The organism is Alteromonas sp. P256 (assembly GCF_036864455.1).
Lineage (GTDB): Bacteria > Pseudomonadota > Gammaproteobacteria > Enterobacterales > Alteromonadaceae > Alteromonas.
In genome coordinates this window covers 85,443-97,718 of sequence record NZ_JAZETM010000002.1, presented here as the reverse complement: position 1 = coordinate 97,718, position 12,276 = coordinate 85,443, and the positions used below count along the sequence as shown (strand labels likewise).

The 12,276-nt window shown below is 45.2% G+C and carries 12 protein-coding genes; 10 read left to right on the top strand and 2 right to left on the bottom strand.

Annotated features, from left to right (window positions below; all coding sequences use genetic code 11):
• Positions 1–143 precede the first annotated feature (143 nt).
• Positions 144–980, bottom strand: a complete 837-nt coding sequence (locus V7R39_RS03745) for a PHP domain-containing protein (protein ID WP_334028324.1) — start codon at positions 978–980, stop codon at positions 144–146.
• Between the two features lie 278 nt (positions 981–1,258).
• On the opposite strand from V7R39_RS03745, the gene V7R39_RS03740 reads away from it, so the two are divergent.
• The 7 genes from V7R39_RS03740 to V7R39_RS03710 are packed head-to-tail and all read left to right on the top strand — an operon-like array spanning position 1,259 to position 8,408.
• Positions 1,259–3,001 (top strand): anthranilate synthase component 1, encoded by a 1,743-nt coding sequence (locus V7R39_RS03740; protein ID WP_334028322.1) that lies wholly within the window; start codon positions 1,259–1,261, stop codon positions 2,999–3,001.
• A 44-nt stretch (positions 3,002–3,045) separates the two neighbouring features.
• Positions 3,046–3,678: an aminodeoxychorismate/anthranilate synthase component II gene (locus V7R39_RS03735; RefSeq protein WP_334029110.1), complete on the top strand. Its 633-nt coding sequence runs from the start codon at positions 3,046–3,048 to the stop codon at positions 3,676–3,678.
• Positions 3,671–4,702, top strand: a complete 1,032-nt coding sequence (gene trpD / locus V7R39_RS03730; protein ID WP_334028320.1) for an anthranilate phosphoribosyltransferase — start codon at positions 3,671–3,673, stop codon at positions 4,700–4,702. Before V7R39_RS03735 ends, trpD begins: the two co-directional genes overlap by 8 nt.
• Complete coding sequence (trpCF, locus tag V7R39_RS03725) at positions 4,695–6,092, top strand: bifunctional indole-3-glycerol-phosphate synthase TrpC/phosphoribosylanthranilate isomerase TrpF (RefSeq protein ID WP_334028318.1); 1,398 nt, start codon at positions 4,695–4,697, stop codon at positions 6,090–6,092. Before trpD ends, trpCF begins: the two co-directional genes overlap by 8 nt.
• 20 nt (positions 6,093–6,112) lie before the next feature.
• Complete coding sequence (gene trpB / locus V7R39_RS03720) at positions 6,113–7,294, top strand: tryptophan synthase subunit beta (RefSeq protein ID WP_334028316.1); 1,182 nt, start codon at positions 6,113–6,115, stop codon at positions 7,292–7,294.
• Positions 7,294–8,103 (top strand): tryptophan synthase subunit alpha, encoded by an 810-nt coding sequence (gene trpA / locus V7R39_RS03715; RefSeq protein WP_334028314.1) that lies wholly within the window; start codon positions 7,294–7,296, stop codon positions 8,101–8,103. Before trpB ends, trpA begins: the two co-directional genes overlap by 1 nt.
• 5 nt (positions 8,104–8,108) lie before the next feature.
• The gene (locus V7R39_RS03710) at positions 8,109–8,408 is read left to right on the top strand and encodes a YciI family protein (RefSeq protein ID WP_163105642.1); all 300 of its coding nucleotides are present in this window, start codon (positions 8,109–8,111) and stop codon (positions 8,406–8,408) included.
• A 227-nt stretch (positions 8,409–8,635) separates the two neighbouring features.
• Here the strand turns inward: V7R39_RS03710 and V7R39_RS03705 are convergent, their stop codons facing one another.
• A complete protein-coding gene (locus V7R39_RS03705; protein WP_334028309.1) occupies positions 8,636–9,100 on the bottom strand; it encodes a pyridoxamine 5'-phosphate oxidase family protein in 465 nt (154 codons plus the stop codon).
• Positions 9,101–9,980: 880 nt separating this feature from the next.
• Between V7R39_RS03705 and V7R39_RS03700 the strand changes: the two genes are divergently transcribed.
• From V7R39_RS03700 to V7R39_RS03690, 3 genes are read left to right on the top strand one after another with little or no spacing between them, the layout of a single operon-like run.
• Positions 9,981–10,250: a PepSY domain-containing protein gene (locus tag V7R39_RS03700; protein WP_334028307.1), complete on the top strand. Its 270-nt coding sequence runs from the start codon at positions 9,981–9,983 to the stop codon at positions 10,248–10,250.
• 1 nt (position 10,251) lies between these two features.
• Positions 10,252–10,926 (top strand): response regulator transcription factor, encoded by a 675-nt coding sequence (locus V7R39_RS03695; RefSeq protein WP_334028305.1) that lies wholly within the window; start codon positions 10,252–10,254, stop codon positions 10,924–10,926.
• The gene (locus V7R39_RS03690; RefSeq protein ID WP_334028303.1) at positions 10,923–12,251 is read left to right on the top strand and encodes an ATP-binding protein; all 1,329 of its coding nucleotides are present in this window, start codon (positions 10,923–10,925) and stop codon (positions 12,249–12,251) included. Before V7R39_RS03695 ends, V7R39_RS03690 begins: the two co-directional genes overlap by 4 nt.
• Positions 12,252–12,276 lie beyond the last annotated feature (25 nt).

Below are 12,276 nucleotides of genomic sequence, written 5' to 3'. Positions count from 1 at the left end.
ATAACGCCCCTTTCAGGCAGTGCCTGTGAGCTATTTACCCTGCGTTGAATGATTTCGATTTAGCCCGCTAGACCTTCAACCATTCGCCTTGTCTAAACAGCTCACAGCCCGCTGCAAAAATGTACAGCAAAAATCACCACACCCTAGATATGCTGCCAATTATGCCAGACAGGTGTCAACTTACTATTTATGCCTAAATTCTTTCCAAGTTCGGTCCAACGAGACGGAAAATGGAAATCAGAGCCTGCAGAAGCAAATAAACTGTGATTTTCCGCCAGCTCGTTAATGAGCTCTTGCTTAGTTTTATTGATGCCGGGAAACGCGGTTTCCATGGCGTCTCCGCCAGATTGATCAAAAAATGCGACGAGCCTGCGAAGCCATTTCGCGGTCATGTCGTAATGAGCAGGATGCGCTAATACCGCTTGCCCGCCTGATTCTTGAATCCAGGTTATGGCAGTATCAATACTTGGCCATTGTGCTTTTACTGCTGCCCGTTTGCCCTTGCCTAAATACTTTTTAAATGCTGCATTCATGGTAGGCACATCGTAATTATTCACTAGCACTCTGGCGAAGTGAGCACGAGTTACCTGCCCGACTCCAGCAAGCGCTTTGGCCCGTGCTAACACGCCCTCAAACCCGCATTTTTCTAGTTTTTCGGCAATTAACGCAGCACGTTCTTCTCGCGCATTCGCTTGCTCTTGCAAGCGAGCAAGAAACGTAGGGCACTCTCGATTTACATTAAGCCCAACCACATGAATATCGAAACCATGCCAAAGGGTAGAAATTTCAACACCGTCAATGAGCGTAAGTGGGCGTTTTTGCTGCGCTTGTGTGGCATGCGCTTCATCGAGCCCAGCGACAGTATCGTGATCTGTGATTGCGAGCACATCTACCTGCATGGTATGGGCACGCAGCACCAGTTCAGTGGGCGTAAGATGGCCGTCTGAGAATTTTGTATGGCTATGTAGATCTATTTTCAATGTCTTATGCAAATTTAAGGTTGACACAAAAGGCGTTTTGTTTTCTTCTATAGGCACAGAGTATACGTTTTTACAGCTTCAATGCCTATTGAAGTTTGAACCAAATAGCGAGTTATTCATGCGTTTATCGACAATTTCAACAGCAATGAAAATTGCAGCTTGGTGGTGGCACTCCCTAGTTTAACGGGCGGTGTGCACGGTAGTGCGTAAATGAATACACAAAAGGCCCGTTAGTACGGGCCTTTTTTTTATCTTTTTGCAGTTGGAGAGTAGCAAAAATGAGTTTAGCAGAACTGGGGACATCTCCAGGCAAGGTAGAAACCATAGAACAAGCGGGTCATTACATAGACGATCCCCTTGCCGCATTTGCCCACATTTGCGGTAAAAAAAGTAATGCCTTACTGCTCGAGTCTGCGGAAATAGACTCGAAAGACGACTTGCAGAGCTTATTAATGGTAGACGCTGCGTTAAGACTGGAATGCAGAAGTAACACTGTTGTTGTTACCGCGCTAACAGGCAATGGCAAATCAGTACTTCCACTTTTTCAAACAGAGCGCCCAGAAGGCCTCAATGTTACGCACAGCGACGAAACTTCCATCTCACTTGAATGCGATATAGCGTCAAGCGAACTTGATGAAGACAGCAGATTAAAAGCAGCAAGCGTGATGGACGCGCTTCGCATTGTGGTCAATAAGATTGTACCTATTCGAAAGCACCCCCACGCTGTATTTCTTGGTGGTGTGTTCGCCTACGATATGCTGGCTGGCTTTGAAACATTGCCTGATGTGGTTGACGGTGAAAATGACTGCCCTGACTTTGTATTTTATTTAGCAGAAACCTTAATTACCGTTGATCATAAAACTCGAAAAACTCACCTAGTTGGCAGTGTATTCAGTGGTGAAGATGTGGCTCAGCAATACTTCGCGGTGGCCCAACGGTTAGAAGCCCTGCACCAGCAGCTTCACGCCATGCCACAGGCACCTGAGTTAATGAACGAAGCCGCCGCTGGCGATTCAGGCTCTTCCCTTAACAGTGCAGCAAAAAGTGGACAGACACTCGCAGCAAAAAGTGGACAGACAGCAAAAAGTGGACAGACACTCGAATTAGCTGAAAAAGGACAGACACTCGTTAACACAGATATGAGCGACGAGGTTTACTGTAATCACGTTCTCGATTTAAAGCAGCATATTCTGGCAGGTGATATTTTTCAGGTCGTGCCATCGCGCACCTTCTCTTTGCCCTGTCCGTCACCGCTTCTTGCGTATGCCAAATTAAAAGAGCAGAACCCAAGCCCTTACATGTTTTTCATGCAAGACGCTGAATTTGCGATATTCGGTGCCTCTCCAGAATCTGCACTTAAATACGACAGCGAAACCAACCAAGTTGAGATTTATCCTATTGCAGGTACTCGTCCTCGCGGAAAACGAACAGATGGTAGCATCGATCACGACCTAGACAGTCGAATTGAATTAAACTTGCGTGAAGATATCAAAGAAAAGTCTGAACATATTATGCTTGTTGATTTGGCCCGTAACGATGTGGCTAAAGTCAGTCGGCCGGGCACTCGATTTGTAAAAGATTTATTGAAAGTAGACCGCTATTCCCACGTAATGCATTTAGTGTCGCGAGTCGTTGGGCAACTTCGTGATGACTTAGACGCGCTCAATGCATACCAAGCCTGTATGAACATGGGCACCTTAGTGGGGGCGCCAAAAGTCAGCGCGGCCACCCTTATTCGCCACGTTGAGAAAAAGCGCCGCGGTAGCTACGGCGGTGCGGTAGGTTATCTCAACGGTCAAGGCGATATGGATACGTGTATTGTAATCCGCTCGGCGTTCGTGAAAAACAATACGGCCTATATTCAAGCTGGCGCTGGCGTTGTTCACGACTCAATTCCTCAGGCCGAAGCTGACGAGACTAAAGCAAAAGCTCAGGCGGTTATCGTTGCTGTGCAAGCTGCGCTTGAAGAAGAATTTAAGTCGTCAAGCCTCGAGAGTCAGAGCAGTGAGGAAGCACGATGAGCACTGAAATAAACGTAGACGCAAATGCAGGCACAGACTCGGGTATGAACAAGCAACAAACCACCTTATTTTTGTTGGATAACGTAGACTCTTTTACCTACAACTTGGTAGACGAACTCAGAACATTGAATCTAGATATCAAAGTTTACCGTAATACCGTGTCTGCCGACTTATTGTTTGAGCGAATGCAGGAGCAAGCGCAGAAAAGCTCGGTGTTGCTGATGCTTTCTCCAGGGCCCGGTGCGCCAAGCGATGCAGGCTGCATGCCTGCTCTTTTAAAGAAGGTGGCAGGCAAATTTCCAGTCATCGGGATCTGCTTAGGACATCAAGCCATTGTAGAATACTACGGCGGTGTTGTAGGTCGCGCTGCACAGGTGATGCACGGTAAATCATCTGCTATCACGCATTCTGAAAAAGGCATGTTTGAAGGGTTGCAACAACCGCTGCACGTGGCGAGATATCATTCGCTGGTAGCACATACTTTACCGGATAGCCTTACAGCATGTGCTTCATGTGTAAATGATGATGGTAGCGAAGCCATTATGGCAGTGTATAACGATACTGATCACATGCTTGGTTTTCAATTCCACCCAGAATCAATACTGACAGCACAGGGAAGTTTGTTATTAAAACAAAGTATCGATTACTTAACCTCACAAGGAGCTGCTCATGCTTAATGCCGCCAAACTACTTGAGCAACTAATGCTGCGAGAATCGCTGTCTCAAACTGAATCATTTAGTTTGTTTAATAGCATCATGCACGGTGAGCAAAGCGATGCCATGATTGCTGCTGTGCTCACTTCGCTTAAAATGAAAAAAGAGTCGCCTGGAGAAATTGCAGGTGCCGCCAGTGCAATGGTAGCAAATGCATTGCCCTTCCCTTCGCCCGATTATGAATTTGCCGATATTGTTGGTACGGGTGGTGACGGACACAACACAATTAACATATCGAGTGCGGCGGGCGTTGTAGCTGCTGCGTGTGGCGTAAAAGTAGCAAAACACGGTAATAAGAGCGTGTCGAGCAAGTCTGGATCCGCCGACCTTTTTCGCCAGTTTGGCTTGAATTTAGAGATAAGCCCTGAGCGGTCTCGTCAATGTTTAGATGAAGCAAATTTCACATTTCTTTTTGCCCCCGTCTACCACGCTGGCATGAGATACGCAGCCCCCGTGCGCGCTGCCCTCAAGACACGAACTCTGTTTAATATTTTAGGCCCTTTGGCTAACCCTGCGGGTCCAACTCACGGCGTTTTCGGAGTATACTCCCCCGAGTTGCTCGAACCATATGCGAAAACCCTTATGCTGCTCGGTCAGCATAGAGCGATGATCGTTCACGGCGACGGATTAGACGAATTAGCGCTTCATGGTGAATCAATAATTTACGACCTTGAGCATGGCGATATTCGAGAACTAACCGTGACAGCAAAAGACTTTGGTCTTTCGAGCTACCCGCTTTCTGCCATCGAAGGTGGAGAGCCTGAAGAAAACAGAAAATATATTCAAGCGGCGTTAAACGGTGAAGGCAAAGAAGCCCACCGCGCTGCAATAGCCATGAACTGCGGAGCATTACTTAAAGTAACCGGAAAGGTTAATAACTTTAAGGATGGCGCAGAAATGGCAATGGAAGCAATGAAAAAAGGTGCGCCGATGCAGGTGTTATCAGTTGTTGCAAAAATTACTCAGGAGGTAGGCACGAATGGCTAATGTGCTTGAGAAAATAGTTGCCGATAAAAGAGAGGAAGTGGAAGCACGAAAAATTGCGCTGCCACTTGAGTCGTTCAAAGCACAGCTAACGCCGTCGCAAAAAAGTCTTTTTACTGCGCTTAGCGAGCCAAACGCGGGCTTTATTTTCGAATGCAAAAAAGCGTCGCCGTCCAAAGGGCTCATTAGAGAAAATTTCGATTTAGACGAAATTCTTGAAGCTTATACGCCTTATGCTGCCGGCATCTCGGTACTGACCGATGAAAAATACTTTCAAGGCACATTTGAATATCTGTCTTACGTGACTGAGCGCGTTGCTCAACCGGTGCTTAATAAAGACTTTTTTGTTGACACCTACCAAGTGTATCTTGCTCGTCACTACAATGCCGATGCCGTGCTGTTAATGCTAAGCGTGCTTGACGACACCAGCTACAGAGAGCTTGCTGATGTTGCTGATTCACTAGGGTTAGATATTCTTACCGAAGTAAGCAACGAAGAAGAGATGAAGCGAGCCATCGCTCTTGAGGCGGGCATTATTGGTATAAACAATCGCGACTTGCGAGACTTATCAACCGACTTGGCCACTACCGAGCGGTTAGTTCCTATGCTTGAAAGTGCGACGCACGATTTTGTGGTTATCTCTGAATCTGGCATTTACACCCACGAAGATGTATTGCGATTAGCCTCTGTCTCTCAAGGGTTTCTTGTTGGTAGCGCACTCATGGCGCAAGCCGACCTCCCTCGCGCGGTAAAAACCCTGCTTAACGGTGCAGTGAAAGTATGCGGCCTTACCAGTAAAGAACACGCTGCCATGGCCTTTGAGAAAGGGGCAAGCTTTGGTGGTTTAATCTTTGCTGAAAAATCACCACGATGCGTGAGTAAAGGTACAGCATTAGCGATAACACAGTCTGTGCCGGGCGCTTACGTTGGCGTAGTGGTTAATCTCGCTATTGATGAGGTTGTCGACCTTGCCGTTTCACTGAATCTATTTGCTGTTCAGCTCCACGGTAATGAAGATAGCGCCTATATCGCAGAACTCGCGAGCAAGTTACCTAAGACATGTGAAGTTTGGGTAGCAGTAGGTGTGACCGATAGCATTCCTAACAGTGTGGACAGTCACTTAAATAACGACGCCGTTCATCGCGTACTTTTAGACTGCCAGGTGGGCAAAGCAAAAGGCGGTACGGGTGAGTCGTTTGATTGGTCGTTACTTGACGATATTCAACAAAAGCAAAAAATTATACTTGCAGGCGGTATTAGCCCTGACAACGTTGAAGATGCTATAGCCACAGGCTGCGGCGTACTTGACGTGAACTCTGGTGTAGAAAACGCGCCAGGCGATAAGTCAGCAGAAAAGCTGACCGAATTATTCACGGTTTGCCGCCGCTACTAATATTAAAAACAGGACAACGTATGAACCAACTAGGTACAAAATTTGGCGAATTTGGTGGCATGTACGTGCCCGAATTGCTAATACCAGCGCTTGATCAGCTGGAAAAAGAATTCTTAGACGCAAAAGAAGACCCTAGCTTTAACAAAGAGTTTCTCTCACTGCTTAAAGACTATGCGGGTCGCCCAACTGCGATGACGCTAACTCGTAATTTAGTGAGCAACCCCAAGGTAAAGCTTTACCTAAAACGTGAAGATTTACTTCACGGTGGTGCGCACAAGACCAACCAAGTGCTAGGACAGGCATTACTAACTAAGCGCATGGGTAAAAAAGAAGTTATTGCTGAAACAGGTGCTGGACAGCACGGTGTAGCAACAGCCCTAGCGTGCGCGTTACTTGGCCTCAAAGCACGTATCTATATGGGTGCTAAAGACGTTGAGCGCCAAGCGCCTAACGTATTTAGAATGAAGCTAATGGGCGCTGAAGTCATTCCTGTGAACGCGGGTTCTGGTACGCTAAAAGATGCCGTCAACGAAGCTATGCGTGACTGGTCTGCAAACTACGATACTGCGCATTACCTATTAGGTACCGCCGCAGGACCACACCCATTCCCAACAATTGTTCGCGAATATCACCGCATGATGGGTGAAGAAACCCGTGCACAAATTATGGAAAAAGAAGGTCGACTTCCTGACGCCGTAGTTGCCTGTGTCGGCGGTGGTTCAAACGCGATTGGTATGTTTGCTGACTTTATTGATGAGCCTTCAGTTCGCTTAGTAGGTGTAGAGCCTGCTGGTAAAGGCATTCACACTAAAGACCACGGCGCGACTATTGTAACGGGCACAAAAGGTATATTACACGGTGCTTACACCTTTATCATGCAAGATAATGAAGGTCAGATTGAAGAAAGCTATTCCGTATCTGCTGGCTTAGATTACCCAGCTGTTGGCCCTCAGCATGCTTATTTGCATGATATTGGCCGCGCAGAATATGTTGCAGCTACCGATGAAGAAGCGCTTAATGCCTTTAAATTGCTAGCCCGCAAAGAAGGTATTATTCCAGCACTGGAGCCATCTCACGCACTAGCTCACGCCTTAAACATGGCGGATGAGGCTGAAGAAGAAACCATCATCGTAGTTAACCTTTCGGGTCGTGGCGATAAAGACTTAGAGCATGTAATCAGAGTGTTAGGAGACGATATATAATGGATAGATATGCAGACATGTTCTCTCGTCTTGACGAGAAAAACCAAGGCGCTTTTGTTCCGTTTGTTATGGTGGCAGACCCAGACTTAGCTCAATCTGAAGCCATTATTTGCCAGCTTGTAGAAAGTGGCGCTGATGCACTAGAGTTAGGTATTCCATACTCAGACCCAATTGCTGATGGCCCGACAATCCAGGCGGCGAGTATTCGCGCGCTGAGCCACAAAACGAAAGTTGCTGACTGTATGGCGCTGATTTCTCGCGTGAGAGCCAAATACCCCGACATTCCAATCGGTTTGCTGCTTTACAGCAACCTTGTTATGGCAAAAGGTATTAGCCACTTTTACGAAAACGCTCGCGATGCGGGTGTCGACTCTATTTTGGTTGCTGATGTGCCAATTCGCGAAGCGAAGCCATTTCAAGAAGCGGCAGAGAAAACGGGGGTTTCTCAAATTCTTATTGCACCACCTAATGCAACTGATGAGACTATGGAGAAAATTGGCGAGTACTCAAAAGGCTATACCTATTTACTAGGTCGCGCAGGGGTAACTGGCGCCGAGACGGCTGCCAATGTGCCGGCTTCTGAGCTAATTGAGCGCCTTGATAAGCACAATGCTGCGCCTGCGCTGTTAGGTTTTGGTATTTCAACACCAGAGCAGGTGAAAACCGCTATTGATGCTGGCGCTGCGGGTGCCATCTCTGGTTCAGCCACAGTGAATATCATTGCTGCAAACTTAGATGATAATGAAAAGATGCTCAGTGAGCTAGGTAGCTTTGTATCGGCAATGAAAGCCGCAACAACGAAGGGCTAACCACTATGTTATATATGATTTGCGCAACTGATGTGGCAGACAGTTTAGATAAGCGACTTGCTGCAAGGCCTGCGCATTTAGAAAGATTGAATGCGCTAAAGGATGAAGGCCGCCTGGTGATAGCTGGCCCCTTCCCTGCTATCGACAGCCCTGATCCTGGTCCTGCCGGGTTTACAGGCTCATTAGTTGTGGCAGAGTTTGATTCGCTGGAAGACGCGCAGGCTTGGGCAGATAGTGACCCGTATATTGAAGCTGGCGTTTACGAAAGCGTTATTGTTAAACCTTACAAGAAAGTATTGCCTTAGGGCTGGATGTTTTCACTGTGTTTCTATGAATGCAGTGATGCAATACTTATAAGCTTGTAGCGTGCTTAACGAAAAAAGCTTGGTGCTTAAAAGTGAATGTTGAAAAACATGTCTTTCTTTTCACCAAGCTTTTTTGTCTATGCTGTTGGTAAGTGCGCCTTAGGTGATTGCGCTTTTGGTAAGTGCGCTTTAGGTAAATACGCTTTAAGCCTTTTAATCCTAAAAAATCACAAATTTACTGTGTCGTGATTGCCCATTTCTTCAGGCTGTACGTTTTTCCCTGTTAGCATTTTAAAAACGCCCTTTAAAGATGGGTCTGAATCCCAAATTTCCGCGTCATTGAGCTCGAACCTAAGCATCAAAAGGTGTGGATCTTCTTTACCTTTTTCGTACCACGCTTCAACAGGGTTAGACCAATATTTATCAATAATTTCTGAGCGATTTTCAGTCACTAATGTGCCGCGAATACAGGCAAACACATCATGACCTTTTGATGCAAAGTGGATCATTGCCTTTCCACCCTTCGCTATTCTATTTTCCTTAGTGGTGTAAAACCAAAACATGCCGTTGGCTTCACTATCTAGCTGGGCATACATTGGCTCTGCATGCATGTCCTCATTCACAAGGCTCACCATAACTTTTGGGCTTTCTGACATTGCCTTCCACATTTTCGTTGTAATATCGCTAGACATATTTCCTCCTAAAGGATGTGTGTAGTGGCGCTAACTTATTTAAGGAGTGATGTTAGTTAGCCATTACGCTTGATGTATTTACTGAATTAATAAAATAATACAAAGCATGTGCCATGCCACCACGCATAATTCACTTTTAGACACCCTCATTAATCTTTCTCTGAACCAATATCAAAACGTATAAAAACTCGGCTTACGCTTTAAAAACCCTTTGCATCGAACCGTTTACGAAAGCCGCGCTGTGCGAGTATGGCCAGATTGATTGTGCAGATTGATTGTGGACAGACACTCAAACTAAACTCAGATTGATTGAAGGTTAACAGTGGACAGACACTTGTTTCTAGTGAAGTGATTTTCGCAGACAGAATCTTGAGATTGATTGTGTTTTAATTAAACGGACAGACACTCAAAGGTTAACTTCTATAAATTAGCTGTACCCGCGAGTAAATTTTTCAGGCTTGGTCAATCTTTGGAATCCGAAGTCTTGTGAGAAGATTGACTGTGGACACACACTTAAATTATCTTTGGAAATTGGTAGTTTGGAAAACGTGGACAGTCACTTAAAACCCCATATTGAGTGTCTGTCCATTGTTCATATTTTTATCTATATAGCACTATACTTTGAGTGACTGTCCGCTTTTATTTGCGCTTTTATTTGTCCGCTTTCGGCACAGTTTCACAATCTAACGAAAATAAGTGTCTGTCCTCTTTTCATTCCTCAGTCCATTCTATTACAACTAGTTCAGTGCTTACTTTGCAACTTGTGTACAGTCTTCCCATCACGAGGTAAACTCATTATAGATTCAGGATAGGTTCATCATTGTCTTTTATAATCGGTTAAATTAGTGAGCCTGAGCACATCTTTTCATAGTGAGGTTTTATGTGGCTATCGCTTAGAGCAGCAATATTCAGCGTTATTTTTACACTTTCGAGTGTAAATAGCGCCTATGCTCAGCAAAGTACAAGCGGTGAACTGTCAAAGAGCCAAGCCGCTTCACGAGCCAGTAGTGCCGAAAATGGTCGCGTATTGAAAATTGAGCAAACCTCGACAAAATACCGCGTAAAGGTACTAAAAAAGTCTGGCCGAGTTGTGTCTGTAGAAGTTGATAAACGTTCAGGTAAAGTTAAAAAGTCTGAAGACAAGGGTTAACATGCGAATTTTAATAGCTGAGGATGACAGTAGACTTCTAACGCAACTTGATACTCTCTTACAGCAAAACGGATACAGTGTCGACCTCGCAGACAATGGGGAACACGGCCTATTTCTAATAAAGGAATACACTTACGACTTAGCAATCATCGACATCGGTTTGCCAAAACTAGACGGCTTTGAAGTAATTCGCCAAGCCCGTAAAGATAATATAGCCTGCCCCATTCTTATATTAACAGCACGAGACAGATGGCAAGAAAAAGTAGAGGGCCTTGATGCTGGAGCTGATGACTATTTAACAAAACCGTTTCATAACGAAGAACTCCTCGCCCGAGCTAAAGCCCTCATTCGAAGAGCTTCAGGCCAAGCTAACCCCACTATACAATATGGTCCACTATCCTTAAATACGGTATCTGAAGAGCTGTGCGTTAATGATAAATCTTTTGATCTGACTGCTTACGAATATAAAGTTATGGAGTACTTGATGATGAACCCGCAAAAGGTTGTCTCAAAAACTGAGCTTACCGAACATATTTACGACCAGGACTTTGATTTAGACAGCAACGTCATTGAAGTATTTATTGGACGACTTCGCAAAAAGCTCGATCCTGACGGAAGTTTAAAGCCTATTGAGACCTTAAGAGGCCGAGGTTATCGGATAAACCGTAGCTTATGAGGCAACTATCACTTCGCGTAAGAAGTGTATTATTGGCAATAACCCTACTTGCGTTATTCGCGCCTTTTACCGTGATCATTTTAGAAGAGGCGTTTACTGAAAGTCTCACTGAAGCCAAGATGAGCGAATTGCGCCTGATGAATTTAGGGTTGCTGTCAGCTTTCGAATTGGAAGGTGATAATCCCTTTATGCCTGATTTGCTTTTTGAAGAGCAACTCAACTTACCCGGTTCAGGTTACTTGGGTATCATCGTTTTTCGCGACCGTGTTATATGGCAATCGGCATCTGCATTAGAATACTTTTTCACACCGCCAAATTTTGATGTACCCGTTGGTAACGAACTGTTTACAGACACTTATCATCCCAGTTTTGACAACGGAGAAGAATATTTTGTTTACGCGTTCACTGCTGAATTTTTGTCGAACAAAGATTTCGAACCCGTTCACTTTTATATATTCAACGACAAACTATTGTTCGAAAAGGAACGCAAAACCTTTTTAGCGACTACTTGGCAATGGATAAGCACCTTATGCGTAGCCCTCCTTATTTTTATCGTTGTTGGTATAAGCGTGTTATTAGTTCCTGTTAGAAAACTGATCGAGGAAATTTCGCTTGCCTCTAGAGGTAACAAAAGTGAACTCGACAACCACTACCCTGCAGAGTTCGACTCACTTAAGCACTCTATCAACGAACTTTTGTATTTTGAGGCCGCGCAGCGAAAACGCTATAAAAATAGCTTGGGAGATTTAGCCCACAGTTTAAAGACGCCTCTTGCCGTTGCTTCAAATAGCGAAGGCCTACAGCCAGAAGTAAAAGAATCATTAGCGCAAATTGATAAGATAATTCAGCGCCAGCTAAAGCGCGCCAGCGCCGGCAAAGTGGGATGGCAAGCGTCTATCGCTATAGAACCGATACTGTTAAAAATAGCTGACGCCATGGACAAGGTTTATCATCACAAACAACTATCAATTGACATTGATGTGGCTGACTCGTATCTATTTAAGGGAGACGACACCGACCTATTAGAGCTCTGTGGCAATATTTTAGATAATGCCTGTAAAGCGGCTCAGTCACGAATTCGAGTGCAGGTAACTTCTGATTCCAATTGGCTAACACTCTCGTTTGACGATGATGGCCCCGGTATTGCTGATGATAAAAAGCATTTTTTGTTGGAAAGAGGTACACGGTTAGACACTTACACAGAAGGCCAAGGTATTGGTTTAGCTCTAGTGAGCGACTTGGTGTCTATTTATGAGGGCAAGTTGCGAATTGAGGACAGTGACCTTGGCGGCGCCCGCATCATCATTCAATTTCCTTACCACTAATTCTTTGCGTTGAAATAGCGCGGAC

Bases quoted from the DNA above. Each gene is read 5' to 3' on its own strand.
- trpCF (WP_334028318.1), top strand. From the start codon at position 4,695: ATGGCTAATGTGCTTGAGAAAATAGTTGCCGATAAAAGAGAGGAAGTG.
- V7R39_RS03735 (WP_334029110.1), top strand. From the start codon at position 3,046: ATGAACAAGCAACAAACCACCTTATTTTTGTTGGATAACGTAGACTCT.
- V7R39_RS03695 (WP_334028305.1), top strand. From the start codon at position 10,252: ATGCGAATTTTAATAGCTGAGGATGACAGTAGACTTCTAACGCAACTT.
- V7R39_RS03700 (WP_334028307.1), top strand. From the start codon at position 9,981: ATGTGGCTATCGCTTAGAGCAGCAATATTCAGCGTTATTTTTACACTT.
- trpB (WP_334028316.1), top strand. From the start codon at position 6,113: ATGAACCAACTAGGTACAAAATTTGGCGAATTTGGTGGCATGTACGTG.
- trpA (WP_334028314.1), top strand. From the start codon at position 7,294: ATGGATAGATATGCAGACATGTTCTCTCGTCTTGACGAGAAAAACCAA.
- V7R39_RS03710 (WP_163105642.1), top strand. From the start codon at position 8,109: ATGTTATATATGATTTGCGCAACTGATGTGGCAGACAGTTTAGATAAG.
- V7R39_RS03690 (WP_334028303.1), top strand. From the start codon at position 10,923: ATGAGGCAACTATCACTTCGCGTAAGAAGTGTATTATTGGCAATAACC.
- trpD (WP_334028320.1), top strand. From the start codon at position 3,671: ATGCTTAATGCCGCCAAACTACTTGAGCAACTAATGCTGCGAGAATCG.
- V7R39_RS03705 (WP_334028309.1), bottom strand. From the start codon at position 9,100: ATGTCTAGCGATATTACAACGAAAATGTGGAAGGCAATGTCAGAAAGC.
- V7R39_RS03740 (WP_334028322.1), top strand. From the start codon at position 1,259: ATGAGTTTAGCAGAACTGGGGACATCTCCAGGCAAGGTAGAAACCATA.